The sequence below is a fragment of the Ignatzschineria larvae DSM 13226 genome (genome assembly GCF_038500265.1).
GTDB classification, from domain to species: Bacteria; Pseudomonadota; Gammaproteobacteria; order Cardiobacteriales; family Wohlfahrtiimonadaceae; genus Ignatzschineria; species Ignatzschineria larvae.
In genome coordinates, this window is record NZ_CP150637.1 from 2033922 (window position 1) to 2058157 (window position 24236).

Consider the following 24236-nt stretch of genomic DNA (forward strand, 5'->3'; position numbering starts at 1 on the left):
TCTTAACTTCCATCTGGGTCTTTCATTCTCTTTCGATCCGCTTTTGATCTGTTGTTGATCTATTGTTGCTCTATTAGTAATCCGCTTATAACGATCTTTAAACACGCTTATATTGCATTCAACAATATAGCGATTAAAAGAGGGCAAAGACCCCAAAAATCAAGGTTGAAAAGGCGGCTAAAGTAAACCCAACTAACGATTCGTAAGGAATTAATTTTAAGCGCTCTCTCATCTCCATATTGGTCGCACCGCCCGTTGCGTGGAAATAGCTTCCGTGTGGCATATGATCTAACATCGTTGCCCCTGCTTGAATCATCGCTGCAGATCCTAACGCCGAAACACCTAAGCCCAATAATATCTGCCCAAAGGAGGCAGAAGCCACCGCCGCCCCTGCGGTCGTTGAGGCAGTGGCTAATCCCATAAAGGCACCAGAAATAGGTGCTAACATATAATCGGGTAAATTAATGGCGTGAATAATACTTGCCATTGCTGTTTTTAACTCTGAAGAACCGACAATCCCAGCGAGTGTCCCCGTTCCTAATAACATAATGGCAATGCCAGACATTCGGCTTAATCCTGAGATCACATAACGATTGAGCTCTTTTGCTCTTCCCATCGCAATCGCCCCCACTAAGCCCCCGATCGGTAGTGCGATCATCGGATCAACACTAATCTTTGCTAAAGGGCGTAACATCAAAAGGCCAATAGCCACTAAAGGCCCTAAAATAGCGCAGAAAAAATTAGGCAGACGACTATTATCGATCGTGGTTAAATCTTGCGCTTGAATTGCACTCCCTTTTTTAACCAACTTTTTAGCGATAAAAACGGTCACGATAACCCCAAATAGCGCCGGAATAACACCTGCGGCCATTACACTTGTCAATTCCAAATTAAAAAAGTCTGCCACCGCGATACTATTAGGATTCGGCGACATAATATTCCCTGCCTTACCGCCGCCACTCATGGCCAACAAAATGGCCATTTTGGATAAATTGGCCTTGTGCCCAATTGCCAATGCGATAGGGGCTACCGTAATAATTGCCACATCAATAAAGACTCCGGCCATTGTTAAAATCGCGGTCGCTAGAATGAGCGCTAATAGTGCTCGAGATTCCCCCACTTTATGGATAATCGTTTCGGCAATAATAAGCGCCGCCCCCGATTCAATCAGGACACCGGCCAATACGCCCGCCGCAATAATCCTCAACACTGCCGGCATAATGCCCTGAGCCCCTTGCATCATAATATTTACCGTAGAGACCAAGGCTTGATCTAATGAATATTGCGTAATTAATCCAATAAATCCCCCGACAAAAGCACCAATTAACATCCCATATACCGGCGGTACTTTTTTCAAGATTAAGATAATTGCCAAAATCAGCGCAATCAGTGCGCCCATCAGTGTTACCGTCATAGCTAAGCCCTCTTTTCAATGCCCAATATACTCTCTCTTGATTCCTCGACTTCAAATGAGCCATCGTCTCAATTAAGATTTAACATAGCACACCCAATCTCAAACGGCGCCTTACCCAATTTATTATTTGATTAAAGACAACATCCTCTTCTAATATCTTCTGAATATTTTAAAAAAACAACAAAAAATGACTACAAATCAATATCATAGCCGTTCTCTTAATCGCCAACCAATCTTCCAATATATCGCTACTTATTTTCAATGTTTCCAATTAAATTGGCGAGATTATTTCAACTTTAAGGAATATATCCGGAAAAATCCTAAAGCCCAAATAGTTACAATCCAAAGGCCTTAAACATCTCCTCTGCCCGCGCTTCATCTGCACGATTCATACTCTCCATCTGCTGCATCATTCCTAGTACTGCGCCGACAGGGCCATCGACACTAAATCCTACACCGCTTGAGTGGCTCTTTGTTTTGCTACTGCTCTTCGTTTGACTGCTGCCATTACAACTACTTCTGCGTACCGTACTACTCCCATTATCCCGATCGCTACGATCCTCCTGCGTCACGCATCCCCCTGATGATTGGGTATTGCTACTACCAGAAGTTGAGCTGTGGCCATCGGTATGCCATTCACTATAACGGCCTGAGGGCATAATGACCGCCGGCGCTGTAGAGCGCGTTTCTCGTTTTACCGTTGTCGTCGTTTGATTCATTCCCCCAGGTTGACTCATATCAAACTCAGGAAATTCAATCTCAGACACAGGAAAATGTGATGCACCTACAGAGGTTGTAGGAATGGAAGTTGTCGGATATTGCGGATCAATCACCACCGCATAAGGATAAGGGCTTGAAGCACAAGCAGTCAGTAACAGAACTGTTCCCGCGGTAAATAGCGATTTAACACTTAAAATCGTGCGATTATTCGATCGCATTGTTTTACCGTTTTTGGTAACCGTCCGTTTAGAAATGGGTAACTCTCTTTCTTGAGAAGTTTGCGCTACGAGGTTTTTATTCATTCCTTGATCTCTTGTAAGTGAATATTATCTTGCCGGTAAAATAGTATTGCGACATCACGAGATGCTAAAACAATATATTTTACAATTAACTACTAATATTTACATATTGTAACCGGCAGTATAGTACAGCGAAATGATTCACTTTTGCATCAAAAAATTATGTTGAAATTAAAAAACCTCGTAAAAAAGCCCCATTTCACATCATTAAATTTTTAAATAAATATATATTAATATAAAAATTGATAGGAATTTCACAAATTAGATCAAAACGAGTTCTAAATAGGATCTCAATCTTCGTACTGAGATTGAGAAATATTGGGAATCTGAATTATCGCTTCTCCCCTTTTAAGGATGATCAGAAAATCCTTCATAACGATTAAAACCTAAAAGAAAAATCGCCATTTCAAAAGAGCTATTAGATGATTCGCTTTTCGCTTTTAATTCTTGATAAACCTGATCAACCGGTGTTTTGATCTCTGATGACTGCTTCATCACTTCCTCAATAACAGTGGGTAGAGCCATACATATTTTATAGAATGCCTGAGGATCCCCGGTTACCAAAGCATAAAATTGATCAATACTTACCCGGCGAATCCTTTTATGACTTACTCGCTTTTTATCAACCGTTGTCTCCCATTTAATATTCTGAGATGTTTTAGCAATTGCTTCCACTAAAAAGCAGGCGCAATCATCATCTGACAAAAGTTGATGTTGCATCTTAATGTAAGTTTTACCGGCAGAAGCAGAATTCATTGTATTATGCTTATTTTTTAATTCCACATAAATGGTACTGACTTGATCATTATCTGGAAGCGCTATTCCGCCCTCTTGATGATAGATTACATCCCAACCTTGGTCTGGTACTGTACAGTTTTGAATATAAGAAAAGAGATTTTGATGAAAATAGCCAATATCGTTGTTATTGGACTTATCCCTTTGCCGGAAGATCTCATTTTTAATAATCTCTTCCCAAGAAAAACGATAGACTGTTTTATCAAAAAGTAATTTAATAGGGTCTACAATATTCGCATTAAATTTATTCACATCATAAGGAATCAGCTTATCACCATATTTCTTAATTGTTTCTTCAACATGCTTGGTAAAATCTGCTTTACTAATAAAATTAAGATCCCACATTATAAATACCCCAACCCTTTTTGAATTTCTTTACCCACTTCATACGCTAAATTGACAGGCACAGCATTTCCGATCTGTTTATACTGTTGCATGATACTTCCCTCAAATATCCATTCATCTGGAAAAGTCTGACAACGCGCATTTTCCCGAATGGTAAATGGCCGATTCTCTAATGGATGACACCGCTCTGTCTGCTTTTGTGAAGGGGATGTTAATACTGTTAATGAGGGTTCATCTAAGCTCATCCGTCTTAAAATTCCTGTCCGACCTCCCCCCATTTCCCAACAGCTTTTCATATAGGGCTTAGCAATCTCTTCGGGAATATCACGCCAATATCCTCCTTGAGGTACTAGCGCAAAAATAGCTTCCTTTTCTTTAGAGTAACGCATGCCTTCACTATCAGGCACATCTAACAAAATATCTCTCAACACAGGCTTATAACTATGTACTTCAGGATAAGAGATAGTGATAGTATCCTCTAAATCTTCTCGCACACCGAGGACAATCAAACGCTCCCGTTTTTGGGGAACACCATAATCCCAAGCATTTAATACTTTTTCCTGAATGGAATAGCCGGTTTCTTTGAATACCTGCTTCATAATCTGATAAGTTCTACCATTATCATGGCTCAATAAGCCACGCACATTCTCAAACAAAAATACCTTAGGCTGTAATTGCTTTAAAAACAACGCATAGTGATAAAAAAGCGTTCCACGTGTATCTTCTAGCCCTAGCTTTTTACCGGCATAAGAAAAAGCCTGACAAGGTGCGCCACCAGATAAGAGATCTAATTCCCCTTTGGCTATCCCGAATACTTCTGTTAAATCCTTTGATGAGATATTCGCAATATCATCATGTATTACATTCCAATTAGGACGATTTTTACGCAAAGTATCACAAGCATACCTATCAAATTCCACTAACCCTAAAGAGTGAAATCCTGCTTTTTCTAATCCCAAAGCTAAACCACCAGCACCAGCAAATAACTCTATGACCGTTGATTGATGGGAATTCAATGCCTCAGAAAAAGATAAATCTAAAGATACTTGTTTCAAATCTTCCATGCCTTATATCTGTAGTGAATATAATATTTGGGCTTAAATTCATACTAAACCCTAGCCTATTGATAGATATCTCTATCCATTAGTTACTTCTGAGTTTTATTATAGTAGATTTATCCTCCCTGAGGGAAACTCCCTACTTCAACTCCGCACCTAATAGCGCTTGCTTAGCGATATGCGGTTTCATTTTCCCCATTACGTGCATTTCACAAGGGCGACAGTTAAATTTGAGCGTGTACTCTTCCCCTTTGTGCGAGAGGGTTAGCGGTGTTGGTTTAATCTGCCCTTGTACGCCGGTTACGCCGATTGTCTGTTTAGGACAGAGATTATAAGAGAAGCGAAGACAATGTTTAGTGATCATTACCGGCACTTCACCAAGTTCTTCGTGGGCTTCATAGGCCGGTTCAATCATCTTCACGCCGTGTTTAAAGTAGAATTCTCTCGCTCTATCATTATAGACATTCGCTAGGAAACTGAGCTCCTCAAAGGGGAAAATGGCCGGCGGATCAACCGGTGCTTTACGACTTCCACGAACATAATTGAGACGAATCGCCGCCTCTAAGGCCTCAATGGCTTCCCGGCGTAATTGATTAATCATACTGACCGGAATAAAAGGAATTTCAGAGAGCTGAATCTGATAATCGAGCAGTAAGAAGCCACTTCCTCCAAATTTCTGTAAATTCTTCTCTAACGTCGCAAGCCCTTTTTCAGGATCTTTTGCTAATTCAAAATCCCCTGACAGACTTGCATAACCATAATGCCCTTCCGGCGTAAAGAGCTCAAGGCGATAGCCCGCCTCATCTTGACTAAAGCTCAGAGAGACTTCTAGCAGGCGTTCTGCTGAATCTTTGGTTAATAGCTGACTCCAGACTTGATCGTGATTGCGATTAAGCGGATGTTTTTTCTGAATATTCGCTCGCTCTGTAACAAACTCTGCCGGCATCTCATTGGGATATACAAGATAATGATTCTCCCCAATTTTATCCGCTCGATTAACGGCAAATCCTACTACTTCCCGCTTAATTTGAATATTGAGTCCATCGCCATTGGCCAGCGGTTCTGTGGTTTTCACTTCGATAAAGTTCTTTTTGACATCCAAAATATGCCCAATAGGTAAGCCCACAAATTTAGGCGAATCAAAAGCCCCAATATCCTCCTTACGAGCATTGACAAAATAATCGGTACTGCCACGATTAAAGGTCTTATCAGGATTAGGCTCAAAATGATGAACCACTTTGCCATAAGAGGCTCGCGTAAAGGCCGGATTTTGTTCCATATAGCGATCTAATAGGCGACGATAATGGGCTGTGATATTTTTCACATACGCCATATCTTTATAACGCCCTTCAATTTTGAATGAGCGAATCCCTGCTTCAATAAGCGCATCAATATTATTCGATTGATTATTATCTTTCATCGACAATAGATGTTTATCAAAAGCAATCACCCGCCCTTCACTATCTTTGAGGGTATAAGGAAGACGACAGGCTTGTGAGCAATCACCCCGATTGGCCGAACGTCCTGTTTCTGCGTGTGAGATATAACATTGCCCCGAGAATGCCACACAGAGCGCGCCGTGAACAAAAAATTCTAATGCGGTATCAGGACGCGCCTCGTGAATCGCCCGTATCTCTTTAAGGCTCAATTCCCGCGCAAGTACCAATTGAGAGAAGCCCACATCAGCCATAAATTTCGCTTTATCCAGTGTGCGAATATCTGTTTGGGTCGAGGCATGCAGTTCAATCGGCGGTAGATCAAGTTCAAGCAAGCCCATATCCTGAATAATGAGCGAATCTACGCCGGCATCATAGAGTTCATAGATCAATTTACGGGCCGATTCCAACTCGTTATCGTGCAAAATGGTATTGAGTGCAATAAAGACCTTCGCATTAAAACGATGAGCAAATTCCGTTAAACGCGCAATCTCGGCAACATCATTCTCCGCCGCGTGCCGAGCCCCAAATTCAGGGCCGCCAAGATAGACTGCATCAGCGCCGTGAATAATCGCCGCTCTTGCAATCTCAGTATTACGGGCAGGACTTAATAACTCTAATTCGTGGGATAAAAGGCTCATCTTTCTCGCTACAATTCAAATAGGATTCAAACAACACTCAAAATAAAATAGTGATAGATCAATTAGAAAGATCCCACAAATTGCGGGATCTTCTACTGATACTCTGCGCTATAGGATACTAAGAATCGAGAAAATTTGCAGATTTTTAGACACCTTCAAGAGATCCTATTCTTTACCAATCCGTTCTAATTGAGAGATCTCCATTACCGCATTTCAAAATATTCACAATGTAGATAACGATGAGGCGCTAATCCTTTAAGGGATAGTTGTCGACTAATCGCTTTGGCAATGCCGGTCGGGCCACAGAACCAAACCGAAGTATCGGCATCAAAAGGTAGTGTTGCAAAATCTAAAAACCCTTGATCATCACTATAGTGCAGATGTAATGTCACATTCGCCTTTTCCGCAAGCGCTTGTAATTCCGTTAACATCAGTGCTTCCTCTGAATTACGAACCAAATAATAGAGGGTAATGGCTTTTTGACGACTCTCTTTCTGTCGATTCTCTCGTTGCAAGGATTCTAACCAAGCGATAAAGGGTGTAATTCCAACACCGCCGGCAATCCAGAGCTGTTTGGGAAGATCTGAGTTCATCGAGAAGAATCGGCCATAAGGGCCTTCAATAATCAGCTGATCGCCCACTTGCCAACGCTTGCCGATTTTCCGCGTATAGTGCCCTAACGCTTTGATTGCAAAACAGATCGTCTGATCTTTTCGGGTCATCGATGCGATTGTGAAAGGATGTTTCTCCCGATATTGTGGGTGCTGTACAAAGGCATATTGCCCCGCTTGATGATTCCAATCTCTCGGCATCTCACAAGTGACTACCGCCGTTTTAGCGACAAAGTCGAGCTCCGTAATCGTCGCTTGATAACGGCGTTTTTGACCAATTCGCCCCAATATCGCAATGATCGCACTATAGATCCCAAACGCCATTAAGAGCAACATCACAATCCCAACCGGTTCAGTCCAATAGCGCGCCGGCGATAAGACTAAAGCGTGAAAGACAACGCCGATAAAAAAGATCCCCATCAATTTATGAAGCAAGCGCCAAAAGCGATAAGGGAAACGTTTTAAGAGCGTCATTACCAACATTATGACAAAGGCGTAGAAGAGAATCTCCCCCATATCTTTTGCTAGAGATTGCATTCCATCAAAAATCCATAGTTTCGGATCTTTCGGCTTGGGGCCTTGTTCAAAAAAAGGTTTTAAGATTCCTTTACTGAGCTTCATCCCATAATGCAATATCACAAAGACAATGGACCAAATTCCGAGCCATTTATGGGCATAATAGATCTTATCCATCCCGCCAAAGAGCCACTCTAATTTCGGCGGACGAAGCGCTAAAATCATAATAATCCCCATCGGAATAAAGGCGAGTATCCCCGTTAAATTGATCAACTCCTTACGCCAAAGCCAAACGCCCCAATCAGAAGCTTGAAACCGAAACAGCACATCTACGCCCCACAGTAGTAGTGCAAATAGGAAAATGGCGATAATGATTGTTTTCTCACGGCGCATAAGGGTCTCTCTATTATTGTGATTTTCAAAAGTATTTTCTGAAGTTTTAGATTAAAGCGTGAATCTTAAGAAATACTTAAAATAAACATCGAAATACCATTATAACTATATATTTTTAAATATCTTTTTATAAAAACAATTTTTAATAAATAATAAGAGCGATTCATAATTTTATTTGAGAATATTTGAGAATGATCGCAAATGATTGAGATATTTTTATTCCCCTTTTATCATCATCCACAAAAAGAGCTAAAAATCGTGAAGATCTTTAGCTCTCGTATATCGTCAATTGGGTTTATAAAAAATGGTTTTTAAGCAATTCGTATGCGATTTTAAAAAGAAGATAAAGCTGTTCTAAACAACACTTGCAAGATGCCGGATAGAACAGCTTCCTTACCTTGATCAGCTGATGCACCGGCATTGAAATAATGCTTATTTTGAACCACTTTTTTTATACTCTGCGCCCCATCTATCAATCCTGCCCATCAAATGCTGTTAATCAACCTTGTGATAAGCTTGAATTAATTGTAAAACACGCGCTTCATCATAGCCGTGAATCTCTTTCACATCGAGTTTACGCATAAAATCAATCGCATCTTGGGTAATTACCTGCCCCGGCACTAAGATCGGGAACCCCGGCGGATAAGGGATGACCATCTTCGCGGAAATCATCTCAGGTCCATTGATCAGGCGCTGATCACACTCCTCGCTACAAAGCTTAATATAATCACACTGCTCGGCATCCCAACTCGCGAAAAAGGCGGTACGAATATCTCCCTCGACAGCAACAGCGCCGGCGACATCTTTCCGATATTGCGAGGCGAAATGGCTAAAGTTAGGTAGATCAGGCACATCTTCCATTAAACTTGCCACTTTCTCCTCAAAGAGCGCCACAAAATCAGGGCCGGAATGCCGTATCTGCTCCTCAATCTCAAGCGAGATCGTTAAGAGTACATTAATGAGATGCGCCACATCACTCCGAGTATTATTGATATTTGATTGAATCAAAATCGAATTTCGAGAAGTTTTATTCACCTGAATATTAAAGCGATCGGCTAAGAGATTCTTAAATTCCGTCCCATTTAAGCCTGCGCGACCACATACTAAAGTCATTCTTGTGGGATCTAAGAAGAATTCATCCTCAGCAATACTTTGCGCTAAACTGTGCCAATTATCTTTCGTGGCAAAATAATCCTCATAACCTGTGCTCCTAAGCGTTGGCGGAATCATCTCTGCCGGCGTTAAGATTGAGAAATATTTAGCAATCACAGGATGATTGGCAATTTGGGTCCGAATATCTAAGGCGATCTGTAACGCATTAGATACCAAGCGATACCCTTCAAGCTCCATCTGCCGGCGGGCAAGATCGAGTGTTGCTATAATCTGCTGATTCGGGCTTGTGGTTGCGTGGGTAAAAATCGCTTCTTTCAATTGCGGTTCAATAGCATAAAATTGCACATCTTTTACCAATATCATCGATGCTTGTCGCAGTGCCGAGAGCGATTTATGTGTTGAGTTTGTTTGATAAACTCGAATTTTAACCTGCTTTGGATTAGGAATTAGTCGGGTATTGAGCAATACTTCCTCATTAGGATTCTCCCCTAATTGCAACTGCTGTGCTTGATAGCTCTCTTCTGCTTCCGCTGTTTGTAGCCAATATTCGATATCTTCTGCCGCGCCCATCGCCGTACGAGGCCGTAAAAATGGGGACCAATGCGCAAATCCAAACCACGCTTCATCCCAAAGGAAAACCAAATCAGGCTTAATCGCTAAACACTCTTCCATCACTCGGCGCGTATTATAGACGTGACCATCAAAAGTACAGTTAGTTAAATCGACCGCCTTGACTCGATCTAACTTCCCTTCTCGTTTGAGGTTTAAGAGCGCCCGTTTAATCTCAATTAGCGGAACTGCCCCATACATCGAGTATTCCCTCATTGGGTACGCTTCCACATAATAGGGTTTCAATCCGCCTAACACCATCGCATAGTGGTGAGATTTATGGCAATTTCGATCCACTACAATAATATCGCCGGGCTTCGCTATCGCCATTAGCACAATCTTATTAGAGGTACTTGTACCATTTGTGACAAAGTAGCAATGATCGGCACCAAAGGCTCGCGCCGCTTTCTCTTGGGCAATCTTAATATTACCGGTAGGTTCTAAGAGACTATCTAACCCGCCTGTTGTCGCCGAGGATTCCGCTAAGAAGAGATTTTTACCATAAAATTCTCCCATATCGCTAATCCAATCGGAATTAAAGATCGACTTCCCTCGGGCAATGGGTAATGCATGGAAAGTACTAATCGGCCGCTTGGTATACTCTTTGAGATTGTCAAAGAAAGGCGTTTGATAACGATCACGAATGCCCTCCAAAATCGAAAGATGCAGATCTAACACATCTTCAGAAGCATAGATAATTCGGCGAATCTGCTGTGCTCTCTCATCGCTTGATACTTCCTCTGAATAGCGATCAGAAACGAGATAGAGATCTAACTCAGGGCGATAATGGCTCAAGGTATCTACTAATTGCAAGGCTAAATGCGCTTCATCCGTTTGATCTACTTGCCCATCTAAATGGGTCAAGGCCGGCAATAAAAAAGGAACCGGATGCTTAGCTTCATAATCAATATTATCGTAGATAATCACGCTATTGATATTGCCATTGAGAATCACCGCAGAATAGGCATCTTGATAGCTCTCTACGTAGACAATTTCATAGATAAAATCATCTTCATTTCGGCGTTGCTCCATAAAATCTTCGAGTAACGATTCTGCATAGCGATGTTGATTACTCGCCACGACTAAAACTTCAAAGTAAGGGCGATTATGATGCCCCTGCTTTTTACGCTCCCGCTCCTCTGAATGAAGCTGAAACTCATTGGGCGTGTAATCTTCTGATTTATAATCCCGCGTTAAAATCGCCAAAGAGACTTCAGAGATCAAGGTTTCCGCTAATTCACTATCATCTTCCTCAATCGCTTCTTCGATTTGCGCAAGCAGTTTCGCGCCGGGGAAAGCATAAAATGTCTCAAGATTGGCTAATTTGGCAAACTCCCGTAACACAGCTTCATTAGTAATGGTTTGATGTTGCCATTGCTGTACTGTTTCCAATAGTTGTCGCCAAAGATCTGGGCGAATCATCCCTACGGCAAAAGCCGAATCTTCAGGTTCTATACGAGATGCTTGAGGTTGCTGTTCCATCTATTTTCCTTTTCCTCTGATACCTAATCGGAGATTAGGTCTATCAATCGTTACGGTAAAATGTGATTTATAGTAATGTCGGTTCAAAATAAGCTTATTTAAATACCGGCGAATCGGCTGTAATAAGTTAGGAAGCCATTCTATCCGGCATATTGCAAGTGTTGTTTAAAATCAGTTTCCTTAAACCAAATTTACTATAAAATTAATCCATTAAGCACACTATTATAACACCCTTATTTCAGAGAACAGGGGTTTGATCTGACTATTATAAATCGCTCTGATACCGATCACGATTCCTGCCTTTGATCAGCCTTATGACATCACTCATTACATAAAAAGAGCACCCTAAGGTGCCCTTAAACTTCTCGACTTATAGTAATATCGGTTCAAAATAAGTTGATTCAAACGCCGGCGCATCAGCTGATCTAGGCGAGGAAGCTATTCTATCCGGCATTTTGCAAGTGTTGTTGAATACGGTTTGATATTCTTTTAAAGCGCCACTAGCGACATAAAAAACATTTTTCTTATTTTCTTAAACCAAATTGACTATAAAATCATCGATCAACACTCATTCAGATAAAATCATTGCGCTTGGCAAGAGGCATCGCCGGTACGATGATTAATCGCACCATTTTTAATTAAGAGTTGTTGCATCTCTTGATGACCATTTTGACATGCATAGCTTAATGCACTCTGATTATAAGAGGGCCGCGCGGGGTTTGTTTCACTAGTCACTTTATTGAGATCAGCCCCTTGATCGATGAGATATTGCACCACATCTAACCGGTTATTGCTCGCCGCCACCATCACTAATGATTCACCATCATCTTCATAAGAGGTATCATTAATATCATATTGATCTTTCAATGCTTCGTGTAGCTTTTTCACGATATTGACATTTTTCCCTAATACCGCTGATTTAAGCGTATGGTAGACATCGCCTTTATCGGTCGCCCAAAGATTCGCATCATTCGCTAATAGGAAATCCACCATATCTTCATAACCAATAAATGCGGCCCAACCAAGTGCCGTTTGATCAAGGCTTCCCACATCTTTCGCCTCAATATCTTGCCCATTGGCAACCATTGCCTTCACTGTTTCAAGATCGCCCTGCTTCACCGCATCAAACCACTTCGCATCAGGCCCTGTTGATGGCGTTGTATAGAATACGCGATGTTTTAATTTCGTATCGCTCGCAATATCTTGCATCTCTTCTAAAGTATAGCGAAAACTCCCCGCTTGCGCTTCAAGTGCCGTCGGTGCCACTTCAATAACTTCTACTGCTGTCGTTACTTCCTGCGCATTAGCCGTTAACATTAACGACATTAATGTAGTCGCTACAATACTCTTTATTCCTAGTTTTTTCATAATGAGCCTTCCTAATCTAATGTAGTTTTAATCTACCACTATATAAAGTGGCGGAATTCAATTGGGTGATTCAATATTTTAATGAAATTACTTTTTATAACAAAAAAGTTAAATAAGTTAACAGCATAGCATATGCATTCTCAACTCGCATGTCTTCGAGGGAAAATCTCTTATTCCCGACAGGAAAAAGATTATTTTCTATCTATAAAATAAGTAAGAGCTGATCCCCTCATACCGAAAAATATTTTAATTTACCTTTGATTGACAAAGGTCAATATTTCTCTTGTTAATGTATGCATACAAAATTTTAATTATTTTAATTGCAACAAATGGAGAATAATGAATTATGAATCAATATATTCCAAACGATCCTTCCCGCCGGAAATTTTTGATGAGTGGCTGTGCAGTTTCTGCATTAATGTTAATAAGCCCTCTATCCTTCGCCCAAAATCTTGTCCATCAAGAGGCAGATCTCAAGCTCGCTAACTTCCTCACTAATAAACAACTCGATCCTCAATTGGTCGCTCGAGCCTTTGATGCTCTCTCAAAAGTCAGCAGTACTTTCAAAACAGATGCGGCAGAGCTTTCAGCTTATATTCAAGATAAAGGTTTTTCTAGTATCGATACTTTAAAAAATGACCCGCTATTTAAGCAGCGTTATGTAAACACTGCAAGAGATATTATCTCAACTTTCTATTTAGGATATGCCGGCACCCCTATTCAACAACGGGCCCATGATGGTGTCGAGTTCGTCACTTATACCGAAATTGAAACCTATAAGCTAACGCAGAAGTATACCCCCATTCCCGGCTACTCCCATTGGACGACCAATTATTGGGCAACATTGCCTAAAGCTTAAGTAATCTCAATAGAGGATAGAAACAATGAGTACAAAAATATATGATGCTGATGTGATCGTCATCGGTTCCGGAGCAGTGGGATCAAATGTGGCGAATGAACTCGCAATGAAAGGAAAATCGGTTATTTTACTAGAAGCAGGCCCGAGTATTCCTCGCTGGAAGCTGCTTGAAAACTTTAAAAACTCTGGTCGCCACTATGATCGTAACAACGCTTATCCCAATAATCCTTGGGCACCTACGAGTAATCAAGAAGGCTATCTTGAGAATATCGGTTCATTTAATATGATGCCGGGCATGCTCAAACTTGTAGGGGGTACAACAGCTCACTGGGGCGGTGCTACATGGCGCTATACACCTAGTGACTTTAAAATCAAAACGCTCTATGGTGTCGGTCGCGATTGGCCAATGACCTATGACGATTTAGAACCTTATTATGTTCGTGCTGAATATGCGATCGGTGTTGCTGGCAATGATATTGAAGATCAATCTGGCGTTAATCCGGGAAAAGCATTCCCACCTCGCTCAAAACCTTATCCAATTGAGCCTGAAGCAGATATCTATATGACCACAAAGATCAAAGAAGCGCTTGAGCCTGCAGGTATTGCTGTGATTCATGAGCCTACTGTGCGAATTCCAAAATCTTACGATGGTCGTCCTGGTTGTCAAGGTAATAACAACTGTGATCAGATCTGCCCGATCGGTACGCTATACAATGGCTCAGTGCATGCAATGCGTTCTGTACGTAATGGCGCACAACTCATTACAGAAGCTGTTGTTCATAAAATTATTGTCGGTAAAGATAACAAAATTGAAGCAATTCAATATCTAAAACCCGATGGTAGTGAACATACCTTAACCGCTAAAGCCTTTGTTATTGCGGCACATAGTTTTGAGTCAGCTAAATTACTGATGATGAATGATGTTGCAAATTCATCAGATATGGTCGGCCGAAACCTCATGGACCACGTCGGTATCTCTATGAATTTCCTCGCAAAAGAACCAATGTGGATGGGGCGTGGACCTGTACAGCAAGCCACTGTTAATCAATGGCGTGAAGGAGATTTTAGATCTCAATACTCTGCGAATAAACATAGTTTTGCGAATAATAACCCTCAGGTAGATATTGCGTCTAAATTAATTGCGCAAGGTTATATGGGAACAGAGCTTGATGAAAAGATCATGGATTGGTCATCTCGTTGGGTCTCTATCTACACATTCTTTGAACAATTACCAGATCCTAAGAATCGAATTATGCCAAATCCAAATTGGAAAGATAGTATTGGTCTACCAGGCATTAAGATCCATTATGACGTGGATAGTTATGTACAGCGTGGTGCTGAAGCAGCAAAAGATCAATATCGCTTAATTACGCGCTTAATGGGTGGAGAATCTCTTACGATTAATACCGATTGGGAAAATCATGATCACTTAATGGGAACACTCATTATGGGAGATAATCCGAAAGATTCTGTCACAAATCATGAAGGCCGTACATTTGATCATGACAATCTCTTTATCGCCTCTGTTGGGTTAATTCCTGCAGGAGGGGTTGTTAATCCCACATTAACAGCAATTGCCCTCGGCATTCGTACCGCAGATATCATTGCAAGGGAGGTATAAACGATGAAAATTTCAAAACTGACACAACTGATAACCGGTACCGCTCTCATTGGCTTATCAACACTGAGTCTCTCTTTTGCTCAAGCCAATAATGGGCTTGATTCTGCGCTCATCAAAAAAGGGGAACAGATCTCTATCGCCGGTGACTGCGTCGCTTGCCATACAACATCTCCCGATAAGCCCTATGCTGGCGGTCTTGTTTTTGCAATGCCAATGGGTGAAATTATCTCTACCAATATCACACCATCCAAAGAATTTGGGATTGGTAATTGGTCATTAGAGGAATTTGCTAATGCTGTTCGTAAAGGTGTTCGCCCTGATGGTAGTCATCTCTATCCGGCAATGCCCTACACTGCATTTGCAACCGTGACAGATGAAGATATTAAAGCACTTTATACTTACTTTATGCAGCAAGTAGAGCCTATTGAGGAAGCACCGACTCAAGTCACGAAACTTAAGTTTCCATTCAATCTTCCAGGAGCAATGACTGTTTGGAATAGCTTATTTGCCAACAATAAACCTTTTGCACCGGATCCAAATCTTTCAGAAATAGAAAATCGTGGTAAATATCTTGTTGATGGCTTAATGCATTGCTCTACTTGTCATACTCCACGCAATCAGATGTTAGCAGAGGATTACAGCCAATATCTATCAGGTGGAGATGCAGGTGGTTGGCATGCGCCTAATATTACCTCTGATAAAATCTCAGGAATTGGTAGCTGGAGTTTTGATGAACTCTTTACTTATCTCAAAACAGGGAAAGCTGAGGGGAAATCATCGGCGGCCGGCCCTATGGCAGAAGCCATTGATAAGAGTTTCTCTCTTATGACTGATAGCGACCTAGAGGCAGTTGTGGCCTATTTACAAAAAACACCTGCGATCTCAAATAAAGCACAACAAGCTCCGGCATATAGCTTTAAGGGAGAGAAAGTTATTTGGACGGATTATGAGAACTATCCTTCAACGGACAATCAATCAGAGGCTAATAGAGATCACTCCACCTTAGACGGTGCAATTCTCTATAACCAAGCGTGTTCAAGCTGCCATGGCATTAATGGAGAAGGTTCATTAGATCATCATACGCCTGCACTGACACATAACAGTACCGTTGGACGTTCAGACCGTACCAACCTTGTCATGAAAATTATGCAAGGGGTCATGCGCGAAGATGGAAAAACCCATGAAGTGACAACACTCATGCCAGCATTTGCAGAGGAATATACAGAAATCTATTCATGGCTCAATAATGCCCAAATTGCCTCTGTTGCAAATTACGTGACAGAAAAATTTGGGGATGGGAAAGCAACCCTCTCTGAAAATGATGTGGTTGTGATCGCTCAAGGTGGTGAGTCACCATTCTTAATTCGATACGCTTCATTATTAGCCATTGCTGGTTTTATTGTAGCGGCACTAGTGATTTTGTATATTTTAAAGCTAATATTTTTTAGAAAAAAATAAGACGCGCTAAATGACGACTAGTTTAAAAAACTATATCAAAATCTAGATCACATCAATAATCCTCTTAGTAGCTTCTCTATTAAGGGGATTTTTTAATCCTGATGGAATAAATTCTATAGTAAATTGGATTTAAGAAAAAAGGTTTTTAAGCAGTTAGTATGGGATTTTAACGAGAAGATAAAATCCTTACTCAACAACACTTGCAAGATGCCGTATAGAACAGCTTCCTTGCCTCGATCAGCCGATGCGCCGGCATTTCAATAAGCTTACTTTGAACCGATCTGCCTATACAATGAATCCTGAACTAAACTCGCAAATAAGAAACGATCCTGACCCCTACACCTAGCGTAGATCCCTCACCTTATCACGGCTTTGTGTAATGCATCATGATCTCCTCATAAACCCTCAACGCCTCTGCTTCATCACGTGCGCCATAGACAATTCCTCGACCATCTGCGAAGAGGATAATTCGATGTTGGGCTAGATGAATATTGAGAAAGTAAGCATTGTATTGATAACTGACCTTATCGCTATCGAGGGCAACTTTTAGCATCTCAAGATCAAGAGGATTCTCTTCCCTAATCATCACCGTTCCCTCGCCACAGAGCTTTTGTACTTTACGCTTAGGGCGATTGAGTGCAGGATAAGTGGGATGATCGCCACAGGTTGGGCAATTGGGCTTTTTAAGGGACTCAATGGCGATATTTTGTTGATGAAAAGGCCATAGTTCAATCGTTAAAAGAGTGTTCCTCAATGCTAAAGGGTCGATCAACAACTTCATCGCTTCCGTTGTTTGAATCCCGGAAATTATCTGTAAAATCGATTGAATGACACCGACAGAACTACAACTATCTTGCGTATCTAATGGTAGATAATCCGATAAACAGCGAAGGCAAGGACGATTCTCTTCAGGGCTATTGTGCGCTGGAATATTAAAGTTATAGCTCATGCCATAGCTCTCTAAAGCAGAACCAAAAATCCAAGGTATATCTAACTTATAACAGGCATCATTAATCAAAAGCCTTAGTGAGAGATGATCCGTTCCATCTAGCAGCAGATCGTGGCCAGCGATTAATCTTTCAATATTATCACTAGCCACATCCATTAAATGCGTTGTAATCTCAACTTCAGGATTAATACTCTGAAGATGATGTTTAAGGGCAATCACTTTCGGCAGGGCTTGCTTAGCATCTGCTTCGGTAAAGAGCGTTTGGCGCTGTAGATTGGAATACTCTACAAAATCTCGATCAATCAAGGTTAAATGACCAAAGCCGGCGCGCGTTAAAGTTTCCGCGTGCTGCGTTCCTAATGCACCACAACCGATAATCACCACTTTCGCTTGCCGAAAGCGCATCAAACCCGATTCACCAATACGATGAAATCGCATCAACCGGCTATATCGCACCTCTTCTACTTCTGTCAAAACAGAATGCTGATCCACTTTATCCACCAACGCACCTCTTCAAAAATGAATTTCTAGCTTGTAAGCAAGCCCGTTAAAGGGCTACTCGCTGTGGCCGTTAATTTTGCCGGCATTCGTTTCGCTTCATAACCTAACCGCCCGGCTTCTACTGCAAGTTTCATTGCCCGGCTCATCTTAATAGGATCTTCGCTATAAGCTACTGCACTATTCATCAAAACACCATCAGCCCCCAATTCCATTGCAAAAGCCACATCTTTCGGGCTGCCTAAGCCGGCATCGACAATCACAGGAACCGTTGCTTGCTCAATAATATGGTGTAAATTGACCGGATTAATAATCCCAAGTCCGCTACCAATAGGAGATGCGCCCGGCATAATGGCGTGACAACCCATCTCTTGCAATTTGCGCGCTAATACCACGTCATCCGAGGTATAGACTAAAACGGTCATTCCCTCATTAAGTAGAATTTCTGTGGCTTTCAAGGTTTCTATAGGATCGGGCAGTAAGGTTTTCTGACAACCAATCACTTCCACCTTGATCATATCGCATAGCCCTGACGCGTGAGCAAGCTTTGCGGTACGTACGGCTTCTTCTGCGGTATAAGCGCCGGCGGTATTGGGCAATAATTTATAACGGCTTAAATCGAGCGCTTCTAATAGATCGGGCTGATTCTCATCGAAGATATTCATACGCCGAACAGCAAAGGTCAAAACTTCTGTTTCACTCGCTTCCACAGCCCCTTTCTGCTCCTCAAAGTTGCGATATTTCCCTGTGCCTAAAAAGAGCCGAGAGTTAAATTCAAAGTTTCCTATTTTTAAAGTCATCTTAACCACCTCCTACAAAATGGACTATTTCAAAACAATCATCGGCAGAAACTGTTTCTACCTTGTAATTCTCCGGGGAAATGACTGTCCTGTTTTTCTCAATAATAAAAAATCGCCGATGTGAAAGATTGAGCTTCTCAATCAGATCCGCCACCGATTTCACTTCCGCTGTAACCTGCATCGACTCACCATTCACTTGAATCGTGATCTTATTCATATCCTCGGCAATTGCATTTTTAGGTATCATCGTTACCGCTCCTTTTCTCTCTCTTTTCTCTCTCTTTTCTCTCTATTCTTTCTTCATCAAAATCTGCTGAAATTGTGTGGCTTGTCGAATGGCTTGATCGGTATCTAAGCGGTAATCTCTCAAGGGAAATAGAGTCGACATCAAGGCGATGCCATCGACAAAGGGGAATAGGCTTTCAACATTGCCAAGATTGATGCCGCCAATAGCAATTAGTTTGCCGGCAGAGGCATTATTCCCTCCATTGAGGCGACATTCTGCATTGATGGCTTCATAGGCTAACCGCAGATAATCAACACCTAATGGTGCATACTCTTTCGCTTCTGTGGGAAAAATGTGCCCTAAATAACCATAGTCATAATGGGAAAGTTGCTTCTCCACGGCATTGACAGAATGAAACGATCTCCCCCATTGCAAAGTGGGAAAAGTGGCTTCTAATCGGCTTAAAGGTAAGCTCTGCTCAGTTAGATGAACTTTCTGAATGCCAAAGGTCAGCGCAATATCTGCTCGATCATTGATAATGAGCTTATCCGCAGGAATATCTGCCTGTAATAGCCGTTCAATCAATAGCGCAAGCGCTTTAGGGGAGCGAGATTTTTCCCGTAGTTGAATCGCATCCACATACGGCAAAAGCGCACCAATATGCGCCACCAATGCTTGATCAGCAATCGTGGGGATATCTCGTGTGACTGCGTGTAGCTGTAAGGACTGTAACATCTTCTCTCCGTTGCGGAGATAAGATCATAATCGACCTGCAGAGGGATTCTGCCGATCCATTATTCGCCACTTTCCTCCGCTAGTATTAACTAGATCAGGTTCTAAGAGTCCCGAAGTACCACTTCGATCTCAGCTGTTCATAACAGCACCTCTAGGGGAATATTGTCTGCGCTATGGCACTGATAAAAAGGTGTATCCTCTACCTATCAGCGTACAATGCGCAATTTGTAATTCTGTTTGTAATACGATCAATATCGCGTTGAATCATCGAGTATAGAAGATCTTCTGACAATGGGCAACTCTCTTTTCTAAAGAGAGAGTCAATAAAAAAGCGACACCCCTTTCAGAATATCGCTGCATTAAATTATTGAGCTGTACTGCTATATCATCGGTACTCATCCTACCGATCGATAGATTTTCTCTTAACTACCGAGCAGTAACATCAGGTAAGCGAAGAAGATCACTAAGTGCGCAACCCCATCGACCTGATTGGTCCGTCCGCTGTCAAATGTTGCTTGGCACAGTACAAACAAACCACTCACGAGAATCACATCTGTAACTGGCAAGCCTAGAATAATTTGGCTACCCGTAAAGAGCGAGATAATCGCAACTGCCGGAACGGTCAATGAGATTGTTGCAAGCACCGAACCGAAATACATATTGATCGCTCGTTGCAGGTTGTTATTCAATACCGCCCGAATAGCACCTAATCCCTCCGGTGCGAAGATCAAAATCGCGACGATCAAACCCGTTAACGCTTTAGGCGCATTGAGGTTTGCAAGTAGAGACTCAAGTGGCGCTGAATCCACTTTTGTAACCGCAACAACCGACACTAAATGAACAATCAACCAGATACCGTGCCAAGTATTTGAGTACGGTGAAGGCATCCCTTTATGATTCTCATCTTGGTCTTCATCATCATAGATAAAGAGGCTTTGATGTGTTTTCGTTTGAATTACTAAGAATACGGCATAAAGCACAGCAGATAACAGTGCCACAAAGATCAGTTGACCATTACTATAACTTCCGCCCTCTAAGAAGCTTGGAAGAATGAGCACCACTAAAACAAGTGGAATAATCGCCGTAGTATATTGGGTAACACCGGCAAGATTAACGTGTTGTGTTTTAAACTTTTTACCGCCAATCAGTAGTGAAATTCCCACAAATCCACTGATCACCAGCATAATCAATGAGTAGAGCGTATCACGCATCAAGGTGGCATAAGGATCGATTCCATCAGGACCGGGCCCTGGACTTGATGACATAACAACAGTAATTAAGCTCACTTCCAGAATAACCACAGAAAGGCTTAAAATCAGAGAGCCGTAAGGTTCTCCAAGACGGTGGGCAAAGACGTCTGCGTGACGCACCACACTAAATGCACTATAGAGAATTGCGATCAAGGAGATAATGTTGATCACAAAGAGAAATGCTGTAGATTGGGTTGAACCAAAGAAAAGATCAAAACAGATGACGGCTATAGCTAATATAACCGCATACTCCTTATGTCGAGTTCCTTTATATTTTTGACCATCAATTAATCCCATTAATATCTCCTTATCTGTTAAGTGGTATATAAACTATCGCAGGCAACGCGCCCTTGACAGATGAAGATCTCCTAGTTGACCAACGTCAATATCTGACGATAATTATTAATTATCAACTTGGCGTTTTATTTTACTTTTTTTATCGCTAAATTGCTATTTTTTATACATTTTTTGACAATAAAGCGCTCTATTCTACACATATTGACATTCAACACACGAACAATAACCGTTCCCACGATTAATCAAAGGGATCAAATATCATTGGTAAAGTAGAATAAGCACCCCCCAACAGCCCCTAAATAATAAAATAACTTATTGAATAGTATAGCCTTATCACTTATTCAAATAAGCCTTTCTTACTTAAATCATCAGTGGTGCAATCAAAATTACATCCGTTATTCATTTGTCACTTGCGCCTCTTCTTTTGTACCGCAAGTAGGACAGAAATTAAGAAAAGCGTTTTTACGGACATGACAAGTAGGACATCGTTTATAGAGAGTAATACCACAATGTGGACAATAGTCAATTGAGGGATCACGATAATTTATGCCTCTTTCACAAGAGGGACAGAGTGATTTATCAAGCCGTTGTAATACAAAGCTATAATTGAGCATCTTCCGGCGCTCCACATCCGTCGCCGATTCTTCTTGTCGCTGCTTTTCGCGATAACGATTGAGAGTGCGAATCGCATAATAACCGCCTAAGAATGTCAGGATCAAGCCCACACTAAAGCGCACATAACCCCCATAGCTTGGAAGATAGGGCACTAATTCAAAGAAAAAGGCAAAGAGCGCAAAGAAGATAAATCCCCAACTAAAAGGCCAATAGCGACCGTTTCGGCGCTTCACAAAGAGATAGCCGGCAATCACTAAGAGCGGTAAAGTGACTGCTAATCGAATCAGGAAAATCTGTAGAACCTGTCGCCGATCGGCCTGATAATAGCGTTCCCAAGCTTGATCGGTGAGCGTGTTGACCTTTTGCAGTAACGCTTCTCGCTTATTCAAAATAGCTTGCCAATCTTTCTGTGCCGAGAGATTCTCTCGTTCAAGCTCCGCAATTCGATTCCGGCTTGCTTCTAAGGCTTCGGTTCGGGTCATTAACTCAGGATCTCGCTTTGGATCTAAGGTCGCTCCCCGCGTTTTCAGCCAATTTTCAAAGATCTCTTTCTCATTACCATAGGCTAATTGGGCGATCGTTAAAGCCTCTGCCGCCCCATTTTTGACAAGTTCCTGTGCATTCAGTTGCTCCGCTAATTGATTGTTTTGGGCCAATAACTGACTATAATCAGGCTCTTGATAGAAATTCTCAACCTCTAACCGCTCTGTCACTGCCGGCAGATCGCTAATGACACGCTCTCCTATGCCTGTTAAGAAAAAGGCAAATAGAATCGCCACCATCCATAATAGGCGATTTAACCATTTCTCTGTTCTACGCTTTGATCGACTCATCATTCTTCCTTGTCATCTTAAAAATAGTCAATGTATGAAACGCGCTCATCACGCTATTGATCATGAATATATTGAATACATTAAAAAAAGAGATGACCATCTTCAGATCGCCATCTCTTCGTCATCGATTGATGTGATATTGCTGTGATACTTTATTGTAGCAACTCTATGAATTTCCGGTAAAAATTCTCTTATTTAATAAGGTCTTTTCCGAGATTTAATTCGAAAATTCAACCCTAACGCTCAATTCTAACGTTCACTGTATCACTTTACTGCTTCAATTTACTCATCATTAGGGGTTAACCCTTTTAAGAGCCCTTAGAACTTCCGTTCAACTGCATAGTAAGCTAATGTTTTTAAGGCTTCTTTATAAGGGGAATCTGGCAATGGGGCTAATGCTTCTACCGCAAGATCCGCCTGTTTTTCTGCCATTTGGTGCGTATATTCCAGCGATTCTGTACGCGCAACGACTTTTAAAATCGTCTCTAATTTAGAGATATCAGCATTCACAAGCGCATCTTGAATCAGTGTTGCCTCTTCCGGCGTTCCCACACGCATCGCATAAATGAGCGGTAATGTGGGCTTTCCTTCCGCAAGATCATCGCCGGTATTTTTACCCATCTCCGCCGCGCTTGCCGAGTAATCTAAGATATCATCCACTAATTGGAAAGCGGTCCCTAAATACATTCCGTAAGTCGCAAGCGCCGTTTCATAATCATCCCCGCCCGCCTCTCTTGCTAAAATCCCCGCTACAGCGCCGGAAGCTTCAAAGAGCTTAGCCGTTTTGGAATAGATAACATTCATATAATTCTCTTCGGTGGTATCAGGATCGCCGATATTCATCAGCTGCATCACTTCCCCTTCGGCGATAATATTGGTCGCATCCGAAAGAATATTCATAATCGGCATCGATTTAAGGCTGACCATCATCTGAAATGATCGAGTATAGATAAAGTCACCCACTAAAACAGCGGCCTCATTCCCCCAAAGCTCATTGGCAGTCTCCCGTCCACGGCGCATATCAGAGTGATCGACCACATCATCGTGTAGCAAAGTCGCCGTATGGATAAACTCAATCAATGTGGCTGCAGTAATGTGTCCTTCTCCCTCGTAACCCGCAGCTCTTGCCGCTAGTAGCGTGATTAAAGGACGTAGACGTTTGCCCCCTGAAGAGACGATATATTGCCCGACTTGATTAATCAAGACGACATCGGAATGAAGCGCACTTAAAATCTTCTGATTAACCGCGGAAAAATCATCTTTTGCAAGCGCTTGAACTGCTTCTATTGACATTG

General features: G+C 41.8%; 18 protein-coding genes and 1 riboswitch. Of the genes, 3 read left to right on the top strand and 15 right to left on the bottom strand.

Annotated features, from left to right (window positions below; translation table 11 throughout):
- Nucleotides 1-133: 133 nt before the first annotated feature.
- The 8 genes from WMO13_RS08425 to WMO13_RS08460 all read right to left on the bottom strand — a co-directional run bounded on the left by WMO13_RS08425 (nt 134) and on the right by WMO13_RS08460 (nt 12800).
- A complete protein-coding gene (locus tag WMO13_RS08425) occupies nt 134-1414 on the bottom strand; it encodes a GntP family permease (RefSeq protein ID WP_026878165.1) in 1281 nt (426 codons plus the stop codon).
- Nucleotides 1415-1749: 335 nt separating this feature from the next.
- On the bottom strand, nt 1750-2436 hold the full coding sequence (locus WMO13_RS08430) for a hypothetical protein (protein WP_051396037.1): 687 nt from the start codon (nt 2434-2436) through the stop codon (nt 1750-1752).
- Between the two features lie 345 nt (nt 2437-2781).
- Nucleotides 2782-3576: an Eco47II family restriction endonuclease gene (locus WMO13_RS08435; RefSeq protein ID WP_026878166.1), complete on the bottom strand. Its 795-nt coding sequence runs from the start codon at nt 3574-3576 to the stop codon at nt 2782-2784.
- Nucleotides 3573-4589, bottom strand: a complete 1017-nt coding sequence (locus WMO13_RS08440; RefSeq protein ID WP_026878167.1) for a DNA cytosine methyltransferase — start codon at nt 4587-4589, stop codon at nt 3573-3575. The genes WMO13_RS08435 and WMO13_RS08440 overlap by 4 nt, the downstream gene beginning before the upstream one ends.
- A gap of 181 nt (nt 4590-4770) precedes the next feature.
- Nucleotides 4771-6708, bottom strand: coding sequence for a peptidase U32 family protein (locus WMO13_RS08445; protein ID WP_026878168.1), 1938 nt, complete (start codon nt 6706-6708; stop codon nt 4771-4773).
- A 203-nt stretch (nt 6709-6911) separates the two neighbouring features.
- Entirely contained in the window at nt 6912-8228 is a 1317-nt protein-coding gene (locus WMO13_RS08450; RefSeq protein WP_051396039.1) for a ferredoxin reductase family protein, read from the bottom strand.
- 495 nt (nt 8229-8723) lie between these two features.
- The gene (locus WMO13_RS08455; RefSeq protein WP_051396040.1) at nt 8724-11432 is read right to left on the bottom strand and encodes a decarboxylase; all 2709 of its coding nucleotides are present in this window, start codon (nt 11430-11432) and stop codon (nt 8724-8726) included.
- Between the two features lie 582 nt (nt 11433-12014).
- On the bottom strand, nt 12015-12800 hold the full coding sequence (locus tag WMO13_RS08460) for an ankyrin repeat domain-containing protein (RefSeq protein ID WP_084331397.1): 786 nt from the start codon (nt 12798-12800) through the stop codon (nt 12015-12017).
- Between the two features lie 346 nt (nt 12801-13146).
- Here WMO13_RS08460 and WMO13_RS08465 point away from each other — a divergent pair, with 346 nt between their 5' ends.
- Genes WMO13_RS08465 through WMO13_RS08475 form a run of 3 tightly spaced genes read left to right on the top strand, consistent with a single transcriptional unit; the run spans nt 13147 to nt 16738 of the window.
- A complete protein-coding gene (locus tag WMO13_RS08465; RefSeq protein WP_051396042.1) occupies nt 13147-13659 on the top strand; it encodes a sugar dehydrogenase complex small subunit in 513 nt (170 codons plus the stop codon).
- Between the two features lie 25 nt (nt 13660-13684).
- Nucleotides 13685-15280, top strand: coding sequence for a GMC family oxidoreductase (locus tag WMO13_RS08470; protein WP_026878171.1), 1596 nt, complete (start codon nt 13685-13687; stop codon nt 15278-15280).
- Between the two features lie 3 nt (nt 15281-15283).
- Nucleotides 15284-16738, top strand: a complete 1455-nt coding sequence (locus WMO13_RS08475) for a cytochrome c (RefSeq protein WP_026878172.1) — start codon at nt 15284-15286, stop codon at nt 16736-16738.
- Between the two features lie 364 nt (nt 16739-17102).
- On the opposite strand, the gene WMO13_RS08480 is transcribed toward WMO13_RS08475, so the two are convergent.
- From WMO13_RS08480 to ispB, 7 genes are all read right to left on the bottom strand, one after another.
- Nucleotides 17103-18188: a ThiF family adenylyltransferase gene (locus tag WMO13_RS08480; protein ID WP_245601129.1), complete on the bottom strand. Its 1086-nt coding sequence runs from the start codon at nt 18186-18188 to the stop codon at nt 17103-17105.
- 26 nt (nt 18189-18214) lie between these two features.
- The gene (locus WMO13_RS08485; RefSeq protein WP_026878174.1) at nt 18215-18985 is read right to left on the bottom strand and encodes a thiazole synthase; all 771 of its coding nucleotides are present in this window, start codon (nt 18983-18985) and stop codon (nt 18215-18217) included.
- Between the two features lies 1 nt (nt 18986).
- Complete coding sequence (thiS, locus tag WMO13_RS08490; RefSeq protein ID WP_245601130.1) at nt 18987-19232, bottom strand: sulfur carrier protein ThiS; 246 nt, start codon at nt 19230-19232, stop codon at nt 18987-18989.
- Between the two features lie 42 nt (nt 19233-19274).
- On the bottom strand, nt 19275-19946 hold the full coding sequence (locus WMO13_RS08495; RefSeq protein WP_051396043.1) for a thiamine phosphate synthase: 672 nt from the start codon (nt 19944-19946) through the stop codon (nt 19275-19277).
- 54 nt (nt 19947-20000) lie between these two features.
- A riboswitch (TPP riboswitch) is annotated at nt 20001-20109 on the bottom strand.
- Between the two features lie 259 nt (nt 20110-20368).
- Nucleotides 20369-21493 (bottom strand): calcium/sodium:proton antiporter, encoded by a 1125-nt coding sequence (locus WMO13_RS08500; protein ID WP_026878176.1) that lies wholly within the window; start codon nt 21491-21493, stop codon nt 20369-20371.
- A 395-nt stretch (nt 21494-21888) separates the two neighbouring features.
- The gene (locus WMO13_RS08505; RefSeq protein ID WP_026878177.1) at nt 21889-22941 is read right to left on the bottom strand and encodes a zinc ribbon domain-containing protein; all 1053 of its coding nucleotides are present in this window, start codon (nt 22939-22941) and stop codon (nt 21889-21891) included.
- Nucleotides 22942-23259: 318 nt separating this feature from the next.
- Nucleotides 23260-24234: an octaprenyl diphosphate synthase gene (ispB, locus tag WMO13_RS08510; protein WP_026878178.1), complete on the bottom strand. Its 975-nt coding sequence runs from the start codon at nt 24232-24234 to the stop codon at nt 23260-23262.
- Nucleotides 24235-24236 lie beyond the last annotated feature (2 nt).

What these genes read in the sequence shown, in the direction of transcription:
- WMO13_RS08425 (WP_026878165.1), bottom strand. Translation starts at nt 1,414, where the DNA reads ATGACGGTAACACTGATGGGCGCACTGATTGCGCTGATTTTGGCAATT.
- WMO13_RS08430 (WP_051396037.1), bottom strand. Translation starts at nt 2,436, where the DNA reads ATGAATAAAAACCTCGTAGCGCAAACTTCTCAAGAAAGAGAGTTACCC.
- WMO13_RS08445 (WP_026878168.1), bottom strand. Translation starts at nt 6,708, where the DNA reads ATGAGCCTTTTATCCCACGAATTAGAGTTATTAAGTCCTGCCCGTAAT.
- WMO13_RS08450 (WP_051396039.1), bottom strand. Translation starts at nt 8,228, where the DNA reads ATGCGCCGTGAGAAAACAATCATTATCGCCATTTTCCTATTTGCACTA.
- WMO13_RS08455 (WP_051396040.1), bottom strand. Translation starts at nt 11,432, where the DNA reads ATGGAACAGCAACCTCAAGCATCTCGTATAGAACCTGAAGATTCGGCT.
- WMO13_RS08460 (WP_084331397.1), bottom strand. Translation starts at nt 12,800, where the DNA reads ATGAAAAAACTAGGAATAAAGAGTATTGTAGCGACTACATTAATGTCG.
- WMO13_RS08465 (WP_051396042.1), top strand. Translation starts at nt 13,147, where the DNA reads ATGAATCAATATATTCCAAACGATCCTTCCCGCCGGAAATTTTTGATG.
- WMO13_RS08470 (WP_026878171.1), top strand. Translation starts at nt 13,685, where the DNA reads ATGAGTACAAAAATATATGATGCTGATGTGATCGTCATCGGTTCCGGA.
- WMO13_RS08475 (WP_026878172.1), top strand. Translation starts at nt 15,284, where the DNA reads ATGAAAATTTCAAAACTGACACAACTGATAACCGGTACCGCTCTCATT.
- WMO13_RS08485 (WP_026878174.1), bottom strand. Translation starts at nt 18,985, where the DNA reads ATGACTTTAAAAATAGGAAACTTTGAATTTAACTCTCGGCTCTTTTTA.
- thiS (WP_245601130.1), bottom strand. Translation starts at nt 19,232, where the DNA reads ATGATACCTAAAAATGCAATTGCCGAGGATATGAATAAGATCACGATT.
- WMO13_RS08495 (WP_051396043.1), bottom strand. Translation starts at nt 19,946, where the DNA reads ATGTTACAGTCCTTACAGCTACACGCAGTCACACGAGATATCCCCACG.
- WMO13_RS08500 (WP_026878176.1), bottom strand. Translation starts at nt 21,493, where the DNA reads ATGGGATTAATTGATGGTCAAAAATATAAAGGAACTCGACATAAGGAG.
- WMO13_RS08505 (WP_026878177.1), bottom strand. Translation starts at nt 22,941, where the DNA reads ATGAGTCGATCAAAGCGTAGAACAGAGAAATGGTTAAATCGCCTATTA.
- ispB (WP_026878178.1), bottom strand. Translation starts at nt 24,234, where the DNA reads ATGTCAATAGAAGCAGTTCAAGCGCTTGCAAAAGATGATTTTTCCGCG.